We start from the raw sequence: 17,224 nt of genomic DNA, 5'->3' as shown, positions 1-17,224 counted from the left end.
AAATTTAGCGCGGAAGGCCGCGCAGCGGGTTGACGTCGCAGCCAGCGCTTTTTACTGGCGATAATATTTGATTGTTATGCCGTGATGCTGAATCTAACAACGCTGAGATGAAATACTCGGCATTATCAACACCAATGAAAATTGAATTAACCGACCCCAACGGCTCTGAAAGTTCAATTCTGATATTTGGATTACCTGAGTAATTGTAACGCTTTACAAATTTCGAGCGAGGAACAAACTCGTTATTTCTTTCAATTTTAACAATGTTCTCTAACGGTATTACCAGCGGATGATAAAGCCCATAACGAATAAATAACTTATTACAAACTAAAGAAATTGGCCTTCTCGAAAGTGCCCGATACTCTGCAATAAAAAAAACCAAACTAAAAATCGTGAGTAATGTGACAACATTTGCAGCAAGAGGTGACCAGATAAAGTGCAACACCAGATGCATAATTGGCATTTCAAATGCAATGAGGAAGATGAAACCTAGCAAGCTACTTTTTGCGCCATCTTTCTGATGATAGGTAAAGTGTTGCTCACCTCTGAAATGTTTTGGTTTGATGCGATTTGCAAAAAAAGCAAATGTCCACATCCTGGTTTCAAAAGTCAATAAAGACGCAACAGGACTTTCACCCAAGTATTTTTTTATTGGCTTTTCTATCGAAAGATCGGGATCTTCACTCTTACCGATGGCTGCTTTAATCGCAAGATACACTGTTAAAATTGCAACAAGTTCAAACAACAGAATAACAGCCAAGGCAAAATAGCGACCATTTTCAAGATAATGCCAGATTAATTTACTTTGCTCAGGAATAATGTAACTACCGATCAGAACAGCTAAGCAGCCTAAAACAACAGCTTTTAACAAGCCTTCTTTTTTATTTTTAGCACAGACGAAACAGATTATCGGTAGTACTATTAATGCATCCAAAAGAAACAGCCATTCAAAGTTCGCGCTGCCATAGTCATTTAGCTTGCTGTTAGATTGGTAATAGAAACCCCACCCTATCGAAATACAGACAAGAAATAAAAATGGAAGTTTTGATCTTATCGAATCATTCATGGATATCTCCGAACGGCATAACGCCCCGCGCATGCGCGCGAACGTGTGAGCGTCGCAGGGGCCGTAGCCCCCGAATGACGCGGTTTGTTATACGCTTGGCTTGTTCATAGCCCGAAAGCCAAAAAAACAGAATAAACCAACTGCAAGCCAAATAAAACCAACATAAAGTTCAATTTCGTTAACTATACTCCGATGCCGTAACCAAAGTTGTAGTGGCAATATGCCTCTAATAATGCACAACGCAGCGATAAGATAAATACCAGTATTAAGCAGCGGTAGTTGACGAATTAACCGCGCAGCAGATAAGGCATAGGCAGCTAGAGTAACAAACAAAATAGATACAGCAATTGTCCCAAGCGGAGCTAGCAAGGTTCCAGATTTTGCAGACTCAACAATAGCACTGGGTGCCATTTGCGCCGAATAGCACTGTGGCCCAAAGTAAATACAAGACAAATGAGCACTGGCAGTAGCGATAGCAATTATTGCTACAATTATTAATAAAAAAATGCCTTGTTTAGTATGCAATGAACTCAATCCTTGGGAACGTATAACAGCTTAATAGTTTGGAAAATCCCTTCTTTCACGCACGGGATTTTCCCTTCTATCTTTTTTAGTTGGAATCAATCTAGCTAACTACTTCCTTTGAATCAACAACTTTGTAACCAGCTGGCAAATTTTTATTGGTGAAAGCGGGTTTTACCCTCGCGATTTACTTGTTAACCATAAATTAACTAGCCACTGTTTGTTTATACATCTGTAGTTATGGCCATAAAAAAACCGAACGCTATGGTTCGGTTTTCGTTGATTGGGTTGGCTCTGGTTTAACTGAGCTTGGTCGTTATGCAGGCGGCGCTTGCCTTCGCTTTTGTCACGGCGGCTTCGGTCGTGTCTGCCAGTGCTAGTGCCACGCCCATACGGCGTTTGCCCTGCACTTCTGGTTTGCCAAACAACCGTACTTCGGTGTCTGGTTCTGCCAGTGCTTGGGCCAGGCCTTGGTAACTGATATCGGCGCTCTGCCCTTCGACCAACAACACGGCTGATGCTGCCGGGCTGTATTGGCGGATCTGCGGGATAGGCAAGCCCAGAATGGCACGGGCGTGCAAGGCGAACTCGCTGTATTGCTGCGATATCAAGGTCACTAAACCGGTATCGTGTGGCCGTGGTGAGACTTCGCTAAACCAGACGTTGTCGCCTTTGATAAACAGCTCGACGCCGAAAATACCATTGCCACCCAACGCCTCTACCACTTGTTTAGCATAACGCTGTGCCAGCTCTAAAGCTGCAGGAGCCATGACTTGTGGTTGCCAGCTTTCGCGGTAATCGCCGTCTTCCTGACGATGGCCTATCGGCTTGCAGTATTGAATACCACTAACCGATTGCACCGTCAGTAAGGTAATTTCGTAATCAAAGTCGATAAAGCCTTCCACAATGACCCGGCCTTTACCAGCGCGGCCCCCTTCTTGCGCGTACTGCCAGGCGGTTGCTAAATCGGCATCGCTGCGCAACACACTTTGGCCTTTGCCCGATGACGACATAATAGGCTTGACCACACAAGGGTAACCAATAGCAGCAACAGCGGCTTTAAAACTGGCTTCATCTTGTGCAAACTGAAATGGCGATGTCGGTAACTGCAACTCTTCAGCAGCTAAGCGCCGAATACCCTCACGGTTCATGGTCAGGTTGGCGGCCCGGGCGCTTGGCACCACGGTAAAGCCGGCTTGTTCCAACTCCAACAACTCGGTGGTGGCGATGGCTTCTAATTCAGGCACGATAAAATCAGGTTTTTCTTTAATCACCAACTGACGCAAAGCGGCATTATTCAGCATCGAAATGACCACCGCTTTATCGGCTACCTGCATCGCGGGCGCATTTGGGTAGCGATCGACGGCGATGACTTCACAGCCATAGCGCTTTAATTCGATGCACAGCTCTTTGCCAAGCTCACCGCAGCCTAATAACACGACTTTGGTAGCACTGGCAGAACCTGGCGTTCCGATAACGATATCTTTTACTGTTGAGCCTGTTGCCATTATTTCACCCTCGTCATACTGCGCTCGTCCGTAGACCAAAGCACATGATAGCTGCGACCTTTCGGCTGATCGGTACGCTCGAAGGTGTGAGCGCCAAAGAAATCACGCTGCCCTTGCAATAGGTTTGCCGGCAGTACAGCGGTGCGATAGGCATCGTAGTAGTTGAGCGCCGAACTCATGGCTGGCACCGGAATACCTGCCATGCTGGCATTGGCTACGGCTTGACGCCAGTTTTGCTGATAGCTGGAAATTTGCTTGGCGAAGAATGGATCCAGCAATAGGTTTTCCAGCTCATCGTTGCGCTGATAGGCTTCGGTAATGGATTGCAAAAACACCGCTCGAATAATGCAGCCCGCTCGCCAGATTTTGGCGATTTCAGCAAAATTCAGATCCCAGCCCTGTTCTGCACCCGCTGTTTTCATCAAGTGAAAGCCCTGACCGTACACACACACTTTGGCGCAGTACAATGCATCGTGCAAGGCGTTGATGGTGGTCTGTTTTTCGGCTTCACTCAGCAATTGCGGGCTGGGGCCAGCTAAGATACTGGATGCTTTGACCCGCTCCGATTTTAACGCCGATAATGAGCGGGCATAAACCGCCTCGCTGATGCTCGGTGCAGGGCTACCCAGTTGCAAACTACTGACGGCAGTCCAGAGGCCTGTGCCCTTTTGTCCCGCTTTATCTAAAATCACATCAACCAACGGCAAGCCAGTATCGGAGTCGGCTGTGGCTAAAACCTCGGCGCTGATTTCCATCAGATAGCTGTTTAACACGCCATCATTCCAATCACGAAACACCGCCGAGATATCCTGCGGCGTCATATCCAGTTGATCGCGCATCACCTGATAGGCTTCACAAATCAGCTGCATATCTGCGTATTCAATGCCGTTATGCACCATTTTGACGTAATGACCGGAACCTGTTGGGCCAATATAGGTGGCGCAGGGCTCGCCTTCAGTCACCGGTTGGCCGGGAATACGGCGCTCTATCGGTTTACCGCTGGCAGGATCTACTTTAGCAGAAATGGCTTGCCAGACCGGCTTGATGCGCGTCCAGGCATATGGGTCGCCGCTTGGCATCAATGACGGACCAAAGCGGGCACCTTCTTCGCCACCCGAAACGGCGGTACTGAAAAAGATGAACTTACCTTCGTACGACTTCTCTCGCTCAACGGTATCTGTCCAGAGGCTGTTGCCGGTATCTACCACGATGTCATCGGCTTCAATGCCGGCATCAATCAGTTTGTGGCAAATATCATCGACCGGCTTACCGGCGGGCACCGACAACACAATTAAATGCGGTGAGGTGAGTTTGGATAACAACTCGGTATAGGAGGTACAGGCCACTACCCGTGCTGGCTGATCCCCACGTTCGGCGGCATCTTGCGCCAAAATGGCTTCCAGCTTCTGATGATCTAAATCGAAAGCCGCTACCCGATAACCATTATCGGCCAGATTAAGAATGAGGTTTTTCCCCATCACACCGGCCCCGACAAAGCCGATATCACAACGCAGCGTTGGTTCTGACATGTACGATCCTATTAAGCTTGGAAAATCGGCGCGAAGTATACCAACTTCGCCACTGAATTACATATTTTGCCACAATGAAATGCTAAAAGGCGCTTGCAGGTATTGCTGACAAACCGGGCCATCCGCTTGTAGCTTGCCCTGTTCGAGCTGGGTATCCAGCAATAACTGCCAGTGTTCATCCGGCAACTCCAGCGATAACTCATGATCGGCGGCATTAAACACAAATAACAAGCTGCTGTTGCTGCTGGTGTTGGTAATACTGAACATGCAGCACGACCGATCCGGATCATGCCAATCATGGCTTTGTTTTAAATCACCGCTAGCCAGATACCACTGTACCCGATGTTTATCACCATGCAGTTGGTACTGCTCATCCAATAGCGATAACTGTTGCAAACAAGGAAAGCGCTTGCGTAGCTCCATCATTTGCTGCACAAACTGTAAAAAATCTTTGCTGTCTTTATCCAGTTGCCAATGCAACCAACTGACGGCATTGTCCTGACAGTAAGCATTATTATTGCCACGTTGGGTATGACTTAATTCATCCCCACCCAGCCAATGGATCATGCCCTGACTGAATAACAGCGTTGCCACTAAATTGCGCTTATGCAAAAAACGCTGTTTGATAATTAACGGATCACGGCTTGGCCCTTCAACACCATGATTCAAGCTTAAATTATGCGAATGGCCATCCTGGTTCTGTTCGCCATTAAGCCAGTTGTGCTTTTGCTCGTAACTGACCAGATCGTGCAAGGTATAACCATCGTGATAGCACAGATAGTTGACACTACAGTTGGCGGGCATTCTGTGTTGCTGAAAAATATCGCGTGAGCCAAGCAAACGGGTGGTAAATTCGGCCAAAGTGCCTTTATTGCCGCGCCAAAATGCCCGGAAAGTATCGCGGCATTTATCGTTTAACTCAGCCCAATTGGCCGGAAACTGCCCCAGATGATAACCAAAGGGGCCAACATCCCAGGGCTCTGCAATCAACTTGGCCTGACTGATGACTGGATCCTGCGCAATGATCTGAAAAAATGCCGCATAAGGGTTAAAGCGTTTGTGCTCCCGGCCCAAAGTGACCGCCAAATCAAACCGGAAACCATCGACCTGCATTTCGGTCAGCCAATAACGCAATGCATCCATCACCATTTTTTGCATCAAAGGATGCGCCACATTCAGCGTATTACCACAGCCGGTAAAATTGCAGTAGTTTTGGAAATCGGTGATGTCGGCATGATTATGAAACAGATAATACTGACGATTGGCCAGACCACGGAAACTTAATAAGGGGCCATCGGCACCCGCTTCAGCTGTATGGTTAAACACCACATCCAAAATCACTTCGATACCATGCTGGTGAAAGGTACGCACCATGGTTTTAAATTCAGTCACCGCATCATGGAGCTGATAACGTGCATCCGGCGCAAAGAAATTGACCGGATTGTAGCCCCAGTAATTGCTCAGCTGCATCGACTCCAGGCGGGGTTCACTCATAAAGCTGGCCACCGGAAGCAATTGAATAGAGGTAATGCCAAGCTGTTGTAAATGCTGAATAATAGCTGGGTGACACAGCCCTAAATAGGTTCCGCGTAACTCTTCAGGCACCTCCGGGTGCAGCATGGTCATGCCTTTGACATGCGCCTCATAAATGATGGTTTGCTCAGCTGGTATCTCTGGCTTGCCGATCTGTTGCCAATCAAATGAATGGTGCTTTAATACGCCTTTGCTGATAAACAAAGCACTCTTACTCTCATACAAACGCGGCTGATAATTTTGTGGCCGATTGAGCTGACGACAATAAGGGTCGATCAATAAGCGCTCGGCATCAAAACAAAAGCCTTGCTGTGGCTGATTGACTCCATCGACCGATAACGCGTACAAGGTATTATCAGCAATACCAGACACTTCCAGATGCCAAATATCGGCCGTGCGGCCAATAAACGACAGTTCGGCTATTGGCTCTTCGGTATCGGGTTGAAACAAACATAGCGTAAGCGCTTTGGCTTCTGGCGCGTATACTGCAAAGTTCCAGCAACCAATACCGGTTTTCGTTTGCTCACTATCAGCGCCGGCAATAAAGTGGTGCTCAATACAAATTGGCCCCAATGGTTTTGGTTGACCAACTTTGGTTTTTAGCAAGGGGACTTGCAGGCTCATCAGCTGCTCCGTTTGCGGATATACAAGGTGGCCAATGGCGGGACTTTCAGGCGGATGCTATGGGCCTGCCGCTGATGTGCGCTGGGTTCACTACTGAATAAGGCGCCTATATCGTAGTTACTGCCCCAGTAATGCTCGCTGTCGGTATTGACGATGACTTCGTAATCCCCTGCCTCGGCAACGCCTAACTGATATTGGTTACGCGGTACCGGTGTAAAGTTACTGACCACATAAATCCGCTGGCCTGCTGCATCTTGTCGATAGAAACTAAGCATCGAGTGCTCGGCGTCATCATGATCCAACCAGGCAAAACCCTCAGACTGATAATCCAGTTGGTGCAGAGGCGCGCAGCGACGGTAACTCAGGTTTAAATCGCGGAATAATTGCTGCACACCACGGTGTTTATCGAAATCGAGCAAGTGCCAATCCAGACTGCGCTCGTGGCTCCACTCCTGCGCTTGGGCGAATTCCATGCCCATAAAATTCAGCTTCTTACCTGGATGGGCAAACATATAGGCAAGGTAAGCACGTAAATTAGCGGCTTGTTGCCACTCATCTCCGGGCATTTTGTGCAGCAAGCTACCCTTGCCATGCACCACTTCATCGTGCGACAACGGCAAGACAAAGTTTTCGTTGTAGTGATACACCATCGAAAACGTCAGATCATTGTGATGAAATTTTCGATAGGCCGGATCTTTACTGATGTAACGCAGGCTGTCGTTCATCCAACCCATGTTCCATTTAAAACCAAAGCCAAGGCCGCCCATATCAACCGGCTTCGATACACCAGCAAAGGAAGTAGACTCTTCCGCGATGGTAATGGCCTTTGGATACAAGCGGTACACTTCGGTATTTAGCCATTGCAATAAACTGATGGCTTCGTAGTTGTGATTGCCACCATCAACATTCGGTACCCACTCGCCTGCTTTACGGGAGTAATCCCAGTACAGCATGGATGCGACGGCATCGACGCGCAGCCCATCGATGTGGAAGTGTTCCAACCAATAAATGGCGCTGGCAACCAGAAATTGACGAACCGTGTCTTTGCCAAAATCATAGATGCATGAATTCCAATCCGGGTGCCAGCCGCGGCGTGGATCATCGTATTCGTACAAAGCACTGCCATCAAACCGGGCTAAGCCATGGCCATCGGATGGAAAATGCGCCGGAACCCAATCAAGGATGACGCCAATGCCCGCCTGATGACAAGCATCGACAAAGGCTTTAAATTCATCCGGGTGTCCAAAGCGTGAACTCGGAGCAAACAAACCAACCGGCTGGTAGCCCCAGGAGCCATCAAAGGGGTGTTCCATCACCGGCATCAACTCAATATGGGTGTAGCCCATATCCAGCACGTACGGGATCAGTTGATCTTTCAATTCCAGATAGCTTAGTGGCTTATTATCGGCTTTACGACGCCAGGAGCCTAAGTGCACTTCATAAATACTCATGGCCGATTGGTACAGAGATTGGGTATCACGCTCGAGCCAGGCTTCATCCTGCCATTGATAATGCTGATGATCGTACACCTGCGAGGCATGCGATGGGTATTGATCGGCAAAAAAGCCCAGCGGATCGGCTTTGTGCGGTAAGGTATGACCGCTGGCATCTTTAATTTCGTACTTGTAACGTACTCCTGCAGCTATTTCCGGCACCACCAGCACCCAATGGCCACAATCGGTGCGTTGCATTGGGTGACAGCGGCCATCCCAGCCATTCATATCGCCTATCAGGCTGACACTGCTGGCATTCGGCGCATACACAGCAAAACGGGTGGCAGCTATGGTCTTGCCTGCAAACGACAGATCAATAAGCTGGGCGCCAAGTTGCCGATACAGATTGTGCGGTTCGCTATGGACAAAATGCACGGCATAAAAGGCCTCGTCACGAAACTGGTAGGGATCCACCAATCGATACTGATGCTTGCCATGAGTCACTTGCAGCCAATACGGTGTGGCAGCTCGCTTACGAGGCAATACCAGCTCATATACACCGAACTGCTGTTCAATCGCCTGACAACTCCCCAGGGATTTGCCGGTTTTTGCATCCATCACCTCAACGGCACTGGCTTCTGGCAGATAACAGCGCAGCACCAGCCCTTTGGCTTTGCCCTGCTGGATGTTGGGCTGCCAGCCCAATAAAGCAAAAGGTGCGGCACAGCGTGTTTCAAGCAAATCAACAACAGACGTCATGCATTTTATCCTGTTTTAAATGGGTGAAGTGACGGTTCAATGGTCGAAGACTCACAGCGAATACAGCTGCTCACGGCGGCTTTGCGTGATTTGCTGCAACAGCTGTTGCATATCGTCCGAATGCGCGAGCTGCTCCAAAGTATGGCTAAGCTTGCGACGCCAGTTCGGGTATTCGTCACTGGTACCCGGCACATTGACCGGCTGCGTCATGGCAAACCAGTCTTCCAATTGCAAACAAAGCAGCTGGCTCTGACCTCGCGCCAGATGCAACTGCAAGGCCTTCGCCAACACCGGCTCCATGCCGACCTGCTCCACTTGTCGTGGATAATCATCTGGTAGCATGCCATGACCATGCAAAGAATCAAGGATCCGCTGCTTATTGCGATGGCGCTCGGCAAATAGTCCCTGCAATTGCGCTTCATCTTGATACAAGCCCAATTGCTGGCCCAGCTTTAAATCATCGCAATGCCAAAAACCTATCAAGGTAGGCAAGTCATGCGTGCAAAGTGTCGCCATCGCTTGTTGCGGGTAATGCGCTGGTGAAATAAAACCACCGTCGGCGGCTTGTTCAAAAAAGAACACCCGATAGGAGTAGACACCATACTCATGCAACAAGTCGCGAATACCATCCGGCACGGTGCCAAGATCTTCACCAATCACCAGCGTTTCATGACGCTGGCTCTCTAACGCTAAAATGCCCAGCAGATCCATAATAGGATAATATTGATAGGCACCACCTCTGGCATCGGCTGCACTTTTCGGCACCCACCACAGACGCAGTAAGGCCATGACATGATCGATCCGTAACGCGCCAGCATGCTGCATGTTGCTGCGAAACAGTTCAATCATCGGACGATAGCCTTGTTGGAAAAGCTGCATCGGTGACATTGGCGGTAAGCCCCAGTTTTGGCCTTGCGGGCCTAAGGGATCCGGCGGAGCGCCAACACTGGCCTCTCGGCAATACAGGCTGTCATTGGCCCAGATTTCAGTGGATGCTTCACTGACGCCTACCGCTAAATCGCGATAAATACCGAGCAGCATGCCTGCATCTTTTGCTTGTTGTTGAGCAGCCGCCAGTTGTTGATCGGCACAAAATTGCAAATAGCAGTAAAAATCGATATCAGCTGCATGCTTTTTGGTAAAGGCTTTCACCGCAGGCGATGCGGGCTGTTGATAAGCTTCAGGCCAATTGGGCCAGCCCCAGTGCGCACTATCTTGCGCATACAACCAGGCATGCAACGCATCGTAGAGCGCCAATTGCTTCAGGCTGTCGCCACCGGATTGTTTAAAGTCCGAGAAGGCTTGCTGGCTTTTCGCATCAGCCTGCTCAATGAACCACTGATACAGCGTGCGCATGACCGGCAACTTAAGCTGCATCACTCCACTGTAATCGACCCAATCTTTATCGCGCTGCATCTGCAGCTGTTGCTGAAACTCAGTGGTGTTTACCAACTGCTGACAAGCACTGCACGCTGCAAAACCTGGTAACGCCGAAACATCAATATAGAGGCTATTTAACCAACGTCGTGAAGACGGGCTATAAGGGCTGGCATGCTCTGGCATCGCCGGATAGAGCGCATGAATTGGGTTTAAACCCACATAATCTGCACCCTGCCCAGCCAAAAAAGTAACCAGCTGCTGCAAATCGGTAAAATCACCAATGCCCCAATTGCGCTCAGAGCGCACACCATACAACTGCACCGAAACGCCCCATTGTTTTTGCTGCTGAAAAGCACTCGGTTGATAACAATGATGCGGGGTAATGATCAACGACTGTTCGGTTTTTTTTGCCGACGGTTCGGTGACACGCAAACGATGATAACCTATGGGTAGCTCAAGGTGCAGTTGATGCTGGTACAGGTGGTATTCGCCAAACTCGTCCTGATGCACCTGCAGCAACTCGCCATCCACCGGGGTAAGGCTGAACCGCTTTTGTTGTCCTGTTTCCATCGTCAGACTAAACCGCAAAGTTTCATTGGCCAGTTGCAATGGTACTCTCAGCTCCAGATGCAATGGCTGGTCTTCGCGTTGCACGGAAACCGGCAAAATAACTTGCTGCCAGATCGCTTGCTGCTGAAGGGCCATGCTGTCAGCCAGTGCGGCTTCATCCTCGGTGTCAAAACCTTGTGCCGCCAATAAAGCCAATAGGTTTTGCTCGTCTACATCACGCAGCTGACCATAAGCATCGGTGTAGTTGCTTTCGATGCCAGCCATTGCCAGCCCTTGTTGCAATAAGGCGCTATCCATGAGGTTCCTTCGTTATTGGAATACTATAATCAAACTAGATTACTCTGAACTTTAGCATTTTGCGTTATTTTATTACAAGAATTCGTATGCAAATGCATTTTTCACTTGAAAAAAACGCCAAACAATGTAATTTTACTACAAAATCAGACTAATCAAGGGGTGCTTATGACCATTCGTGTTGCAATCAACGGCTTTGGCCGCATCGGCCGTAATATTTTACGGGCTCTTTATGAAACGAATAAGTCGTACGACATTAAAATTGTTGCCATTAATGACTTAGGCGATGCCGCCATTAATGCGCACTTGCTGAAGTATGACACAGCTCATGGCATTTTTCCGGCTCAAGTTGAACACAGCGATCAGAGCATCTTTGTCAACCAGGATGAAATTCGTACCTTAAGCGAGCGTAACCCTGCAGCTCTGCCCTGGAAAGAGCTGAATGTTGATGTGGTACTGGAATGTACCGGTTTATTTAATGACAGAGCCACAGCTGGTGCTCACCTTGAAGCGGGTGCGAAAAAAGTAATTATCTCGGCTCCGGCCAAGAATGTGGATGCAACCGTGGTGTACGGTGTTAACCATGACATCATCACACCGGATATGACCATTATTTCCAATGCATCCTGCACCACCAACTGTCTGGCCCCTATCGCCAAGCCACTGAATGATGCGCTCGGGATTGAATCTGGTTTAATGACCACTATTCATGCCTACACCAATGATCAACGCTTGAGCGATGTCTACCATACTGATGTCCGTCGTGCCCGTGCTGCCGCTATGTCGATGATTCCAACCAAAACCGGTGCTGCTGCTGCAGTAGGTCTGGTAGTGCCTGAATTGCAGGGCAAGTTTGATGGTTTGGCGGTTCGGGTTCCTACCCTGAATGTGTCTTTGGTTGATTTAACCTTTATCGCTGGTCGCAACACCTCGGTCGATGAAATCAACGATATTATCCGTAAAGCAGCGGCAAGCTCACCGATGAATGAAGTCTTGATGGTAAATGATTTACCACTGGTCTCGGTTGATTTTAACCACAACCCGATGTCGTCGATTTTTGACAGCAGCGAGACCCGGGTCAATGGCCGTTTGGTCAAAGTGATGTCGTGGTACGACAATGAATGGGGCTTTAGCAACCGCATGCTCGATAACACCATGCAATTGATGAAGTAACTGAAGCAGTGACCGGGTCATACATGACTGGCATGATCACCGAACAAACCGGTTTTGCCCATCTGAGCGACTTGCCCTGCTGGCAGCTCCGATTTGGCGATGCCTGTGCGGTGATCAGCAGCTACGGTGCACAAGTCTTGTCGTATCAACCAAAGCCAGAGCAGGAAGTGCTCTGGCTTTCGCCATTAAGTAGCTGGCATCAACAGCAGGCTATTCGAGGTGGTATTCCTATTTGCTGGCCTTGGTTTGGACCGGCAGATGCCAATATTTTGCCTGATGCCGCCACTCAGCCCGGTCATGGCTTGGTGCGCAATCGTTTGTGGCAGCTGCATCACAAAGCTGAACTGGAGTCTGCAACGCAGCTCACCTTAAAAGTCACTCTGGATACGCTACCGCATATTGCCAGCCCTGTTACACTCTATCTGCAATTAACACTGAGCAACACGCTAACGATTGAACTACGCTGCGACGCCCCTATTGCTCAGCAAGCGGCATTGCATAGCTACTTTGCTATTGCGCCTTTAATGGCGAGTACTGTGGGTTCAGAAACGATTCAGCAAATACAGATACAAGGCTTAAGCCAGTCTTATATGGATAAAGTCAGTGGCCAGCCAACACAACAAGCCAATGACCATGCACACATTGATAGCGAGACTGATCGAGTGTACCGTCAGCCTGCTGCAGAAATGAAGCTTATCGGCGATAAGCACTCGCTGACGCTCAACCAGGCTGGTCAGGATCATGCCGTACTCTGGAACCCGTGGCAGCAGAAAAGCCAAGCCATGCCAGACATGCCTGATGACGGCTATCAGCATTTTATTTGCCTCGAGACCGCCCGTTTGCACTGGCAACCGATGCCGCTCTTGCTCAAGCAGCAGATCCGTCTTTAACTTTTTATCCCTAAGTAAGCACTAGCCCCAGCTGGAACGAAAGGTTTCGCTCAGCAACTGTTCTTTACCGCTGGCATATTGAACCGTGACAATGATACGCCATTCCATCGCTGGATCGCTGCAAGCACCCAATAGTAGTTCGGCTCGCCAATGTGTTGCATTCAGTTCAGAGAAATGCAGCGGGATCCGCCCCATGTACATCGACACCCCAATAATTTCACCAGTGATGGCAACAACGGTATCCACTGTCTGAAAATCAAGTCGTAATAACGACTCCACGGGAACATTAGCAGGGCTTATAGTCAGCTGTTCGGTTGTGGTACCATAGAGCAAAAGCTCAGAATCATAATTTTGTTGGAGCGGCTGACAGGCTTGCAGCATGAGTAGCAAGATGATGACAAGCAGAGAGCGTTGCATAGTTCCCACCTTGTTGACATGATTGAGTTATCGTCACGTGAATAATAAAAAGATGATTTTACCTGCTTTGCTGCAAAAGTAGCAAAGAGAACCTACACTTGATTACTTAGTAATCAAGGACTTTGTTCTATATCATAAAAGCGGCGGATTCACCTTTCTTTTCCAAAGTGAAAACCGTATCATCCGCAACCAGAATAGCCCATGGTAGGTACAGCTAGTCACATAGTCGCTACCATGAGTGATAATAAGGGCCACTTTCTAGCAGAAGTGGATATGTGAAATCAGCGAAACTGCAGTGGAACTCGATATGAGCCAGACTAAATCGTTAGAAGTTGAATACAACTATAGCGTTGTCCGTCTCTTTACCCTTGCCACCATTATCTGGGGTATTGTGGGTATGGGGATAGGTGTATTAATAGCAGCCCAATTGTATTGGCCAGCCTTAAACTTTGACACTCCCTGGCTGACGTACAGCCGGCTTCGTCCTCTTCATACCAATGCAGTTATTTTTGCTTTTGGCACCAATGCGTTGATGGCAACCGCTTATTATGTCGCGCAGCGTACCTGCCAGGTCAGATTGTTTGCAGAAAAGCTGGCATCTTTTACCTTTTGGGGCTGGCAAACCGTCATTGTGCTGGCTGCCATTACGCTGCCAATGGGGATCACGCAATCGAAAGAGTACGCTGAACTAGAGTGGCCGATTGATATTCTGATCACTGTGGTGTGGGTCTCTTTTGCGGTGGTGTTTTTTGGCACTTTAGTCAAACGGAACACCAGCCATATCTATGTGGCAAACTGGTTCTACGGCGCCTTTATTATTACTGTTGCGGCTTTGCATTTAGTCAATAACATGGTGATACCGCTTAACCTGGTTAAATCCTATTCCATTTATGCCGGTGCCGTCGATGCGATGATCCAATGGTGGTATGGCCATAATGCGGTTGGCTTCCTGCTTACGGCTGGTTTCTTAGGCATGATGTATTACTTTGTACCGAAGCAAGCCGGACGCCCGGTCTATTCGTATCGTTTATCCATTGTGCATTTCTGGGCCTTAATCGCACTGTATATCTGGGCTGGTCCGCACCATTTGCACTACACCGCCCTGCCAGATTGGACTCAGTCGCTTGGCATGGTGATGTCGGTTATTTTGTTTGTTCCAAGCTGGGGTGGCATGATCAACGGTATCATGACGTTATCTGGTGCCTGGCATAAACTAAAAACAGACCCTATTCTGCGCTTCTTAATTGTTTCACTGTCCTTTTACGGCATGTCGACCTTTGAAGGTCCGATGATGGCCATTAAATCAGTGAACGCTTTATCACACTATACGGATTGGACGGTCGGTCACGTGCATTCAGGTGCGCTGGGTTGGGTCGCAATGATCACCATCGGTGCCATGTACTATCTGGTACCTACCCTGTTTAATCAAGGCCGGATGTACAGCACCAAGCTGATCAATACCCACTTCTGGTTGCACACCATTGGTGTGGTGTTGTACATCGTTGCCATGTGGATTTCGGGCATTATGCAAGGCATGATGTGGCGTGCAGTTAACACTGACGGCACCCTGACTTACAGTTTTGTCGAAAGTGTTGAGGCTTCCATGCCGTTCTATCTGATGCGTTTTATTGGTGGTGTCTTTGTACTGGTCGGTATGTTTATTATGGCGTACAACGTCTACAAAACACTTCGGGCAGAACAGCACTCGCTAAAACCTTTAGCTGAAGCTGTAGCGTAAGGAGCAAGCAATGTCGAATAAAAATCATCATGAAAAAATAGAGAAAAGTGTTGGCTTGCTCGGGATCTTTACCATTATCGCCATCAGCTTTGGCACCATGGTGCAAATTACCCCGCTGATGTATATGGAAGAAACCACTACACCAGTCGATGGCTTGACTCCTTATACTGCGCTGCAAATGGAAGGTCGCGATATCTATATTCGTGAGGGCTGTAACAACTGCCACAGTCAGATGATCCGCCCATTCCGTTCAGAGGTAGAGCGCTATGGTCATTACTCTGTTGCTGGTGAGCATGTCTGGGAGCATCCGCACTTGTGGGGCTCTAAGCGGACAGGACCTGATTTGGCTCGTGTTGGCGGACGCTACAGCGATGACTGGCACTATGCCCATATGATGGATCCGCGTTCGGTGGTACCTCAATCCAATATGCCTGCCTACCCCTGGTTGGCTGAGCGTAAGTTGGATGGAAAGTACACAGCCCGCAAGCTTGAGATCTTTCGCAACCTTGGGGTTCCCTACACCGATGAAGATATTGCCGGTGCAGCTGAAGCCGTTCAAGGTAAAACTGAAATGGACGCCCTGATTGCATACCTGCAGTCGCTGGGTACAGCCTTAAAGTGATGACGATGGAATTTTCAACTGTTCATAGCATATTAACCGTTATTTTATTTGTGGGTTTTGTCGGCCTGATTATTTGGGCCTACGGCAAGGGTCGGAAAAAAGATTTCGACGAAGCAGCCAATCTGGTGTTCGATGACGAGCCAGAGGCAAAACCTGAACAAAAACAAAAACAGGAGTCCGATCATGAGTAGCTTCTGGAGCGCTTGGATCATTATCTTTACTCTGGTGGTTTTAGTCGGTTGCTTTGTCTTGCTGACCTGGAACCTGAAAAACTATGTTGGTGTGTCTGAAGATGAAACTACCGGTCATGAGCACGATGGTATTTCAGAGCTGAATAACCCACTGCCAAAGTGGTGGACCTACATGTTCTACATCACCATCGTCTGGTCATTGCTATATTTAGCTGCTTACCCGGGACTTGGTAATTACAAAGGCTTTTTAAACTGGACCAGTTCCAATCAGGGCATTTTATCCTTGGCAGAATCGGAGCAAGCAGTTATCGCTGCTCGTGAAGCCGGCTTAAATGTTCAACTGGATCGTGAGATTGTCCGTGCTGATGAAGTGTATGGACCAGTGTTTCGCCAGTTTGCCGAACGCGATGTGCTGGATTTAGCCTACGACCCGGATGCACTCCGCATTGGTCAACGTTTGTTCTTACAAAACTGTGCGCAATGCCATGGCTCGGATGCTCGCGGTCAACGCGGATTCCCGAACCTGACCAACGATGACTGGTTGTATGGTGGTACGCCAGATAAAATTAAAGAAACACTGCTGTATGGCCGTAAAGCCGCCATGCCAGGCTGGAAAGATGCCTTGGGAGAGCAAGGGATCCGTGAAATGACCGCTTACGTACTAAGCCTATCTGGCCGTACCGTCAATCAGCGAGATGCCGATGCAGGCCAGGCAAAGTTTGGCATGTGTGCCGCCTGCCATGGTGCGGATGGTAAAGGAAGCCTGGCTCACAACTTACCCTTTGGTGCGCCCAACCTGACCAATAACATCTGGTTGTATGGTGGCTCTGCCGCTGATATCGAAGAAACTTTGGTCAAAGGCCGCTACGGCGAAATGCCAGCCTTTAAACAGACCTTGGGGGAAGATAAAATACACATCATTACCGCCTATGTGTACCGTTTGTCGAACCCAGAGCAAAAGTAGTCCTCAGCCAA

The 17,224-nt window shown here is 48.7% G+C and carries 14 protein-coding genes; 6 read left to right on the top strand and 8 right to left on the bottom strand.

The genetic code is table 11. From position 1 onward, the window contains the following. Nucleotides 1–4: 4 nt before the first annotated feature. From Q3O60_RS14580 to malQ, 7 genes are all read right to left on the bottom strand, one after another. On the bottom strand, nucleotides 5–1,066 hold the full coding sequence (locus tag Q3O60_RS14580; RefSeq protein ID WP_305894678.1) for a hypothetical protein: 1,062 nt from the start codon (nucleotides 1,064–1,066) through the stop codon (nucleotides 5–7). A gap of 87 nt (nucleotides 1,067–1,153) precedes the next feature. Beyond that, nucleotides 1,154–1,591 carry a hypothetical protein gene (locus tag Q3O60_RS14575; RefSeq protein ID WP_305894677.1) on the bottom strand — a complete coding sequence of 146 codons (438 nt, stop codon included), beginning with the start codon at nucleotides 1,589–1,591 and terminating at the stop codon, nucleotides 1,154–1,156. 296 nt (nucleotides 1,592–1,887) lie between these two features. Next, the gene (gene purT / locus Q3O60_RS14570) at nucleotides 1,888–3,096 is read right to left on the bottom strand and encodes a formate-dependent phosphoribosylglycinamide formyltransferase (protein WP_305894676.1); all 1,209 of its coding nucleotides are present in this window, start codon (nucleotides 3,094–3,096) and stop codon (nucleotides 1,888–1,890) included. After that, a complete protein-coding gene (gnd, locus tag Q3O60_RS14565) occupies nucleotides 3,096–4,625 on the bottom strand; it encodes an NADP-dependent phosphogluconate dehydrogenase (protein ID WP_305894675.1) in 1,530 nt (509 codons plus the stop codon). Before gnd ends, purT begins: the two co-directional genes overlap by 1 nt. 57 nt (nucleotides 4,626–4,682) lie before the next feature. Continuing rightward, the gene (glgX, locus tag Q3O60_RS14560) at nucleotides 4,683–6,782 is read right to left on the bottom strand and encodes a glycogen debranching protein GlgX (RefSeq protein ID WP_305894674.1); all 2,100 of its coding nucleotides are present in this window, start codon (nucleotides 6,780–6,782) and stop codon (nucleotides 4,683–4,685) included. Next, entirely contained in the window at nucleotides 6,782–8,974 is a 2,193-nt protein-coding gene (glgB, locus tag Q3O60_RS14555; RefSeq protein ID WP_305894673.1) for a 1,4-alpha-glucan branching protein GlgB, read from the bottom strand. The genes glgX and glgB overlap by 1 nt, the downstream gene beginning before the upstream one ends. A 51-nt stretch (nucleotides 8,975–9,025) precedes the next feature. Further along, a complete protein-coding gene (gene malQ, locus Q3O60_RS14550) occupies nucleotides 9,026–11,221 on the bottom strand; it encodes a 4-alpha-glucanotransferase (RefSeq protein ID WP_305894672.1) in 2,196 nt (731 codons plus the stop codon). Between the two features lie 165 nt (nucleotides 11,222–11,386). Between malQ and gap the strand changes: the two genes are divergently transcribed. Continuing rightward, entirely contained in the window at nucleotides 11,387–12,391 is a 1,005-nt protein-coding gene (gap, locus tag Q3O60_RS14545; RefSeq protein ID WP_305894671.1) for a type I glyceraldehyde-3-phosphate dehydrogenase, read from the top strand. 23 nt (nucleotides 12,392–12,414) lie between these two features. Next, nucleotides 12,415–13,281, top strand: a complete 867-nt coding sequence (locus Q3O60_RS14540; RefSeq protein WP_305894670.1) for a D-hexose-6-phosphate mutarotase — start codon at nucleotides 12,415–12,417, stop codon at nucleotides 13,279–13,281. Between the two features lie 21 nt (nucleotides 13,282–13,302). Here Q3O60_RS14540 and Q3O60_RS14535 read toward each other — a convergent pair whose 3' ends face one another. Beyond that, a complete protein-coding gene (locus tag Q3O60_RS14535) occupies nucleotides 13,303–13,698 on the bottom strand; it encodes a hypothetical protein (RefSeq protein WP_305894669.1) in 396 nt (131 codons plus the stop codon). Between the two features lie 307 nt (nucleotides 13,699–14,005). On the opposite strand from Q3O60_RS14535, the gene ccoN reads away from it, so the two are divergent. Genes ccoN through ccoP form a run of 4 tightly spaced genes read left to right on the top strand, consistent with a single transcriptional unit; the run spans nucleotide 14,006 to nucleotide 17,213 of the window. Further along, nucleotides 14,006–15,436: a cytochrome-c oxidase, cbb3-type subunit I gene (gene ccoN, locus Q3O60_RS14530; RefSeq protein WP_305894668.1), complete on the top strand. Its 1,431-nt coding sequence runs from the start codon at nucleotides 14,006–14,008 to the stop codon at nucleotides 15,434–15,436. A gap of 10 nt (nucleotides 15,437–15,446) precedes the next feature. Further along, the gene (gene ccoO, locus Q3O60_RS14525; protein ID WP_305894667.1) at nucleotides 15,447–16,058 is read left to right on the top strand and encodes a cytochrome-c oxidase, cbb3-type subunit II; all 612 of its coding nucleotides are present in this window, start codon (nucleotides 15,447–15,449) and stop codon (nucleotides 16,056–16,058) included. 5 nt (nucleotides 16,059–16,063) lie between these two features. After that, nucleotides 16,064–16,249 carry a cbb3-type cytochrome oxidase subunit 3 gene (locus Q3O60_RS14520; RefSeq protein WP_305894666.1) on the top strand — a complete coding sequence of 62 codons (186 nt, stop codon included), beginning with the start codon at nucleotides 16,064–16,066 and terminating at the stop codon, nucleotides 16,247–16,249. After that, nucleotides 16,242–17,213: a cytochrome-c oxidase, cbb3-type subunit III gene (gene ccoP / locus Q3O60_RS14515; protein WP_305894665.1), complete on the top strand. Its 972-nt coding sequence runs from the start codon at nucleotides 16,242–16,244 to the stop codon at nucleotides 17,211–17,213. Before Q3O60_RS14520 ends, ccoP begins: the two co-directional genes overlap by 8 nt. Nucleotides 17,214–17,224: the final 11 nt, after the last annotated feature.

This window comes from Alkalimonas collagenimarina, assembly GCF_030717845.1.
Taxonomy (GTDB): Bacteria; Pseudomonadota; Gammaproteobacteria; order Enterobacterales; family Alteromonadaceae; genus Alkalimonas; species Alkalimonas collagenimarina.
Note: the sequence above shows the minus strand (reverse complement) of the source record. Positions and strands in the feature narration are given on the sequence as shown.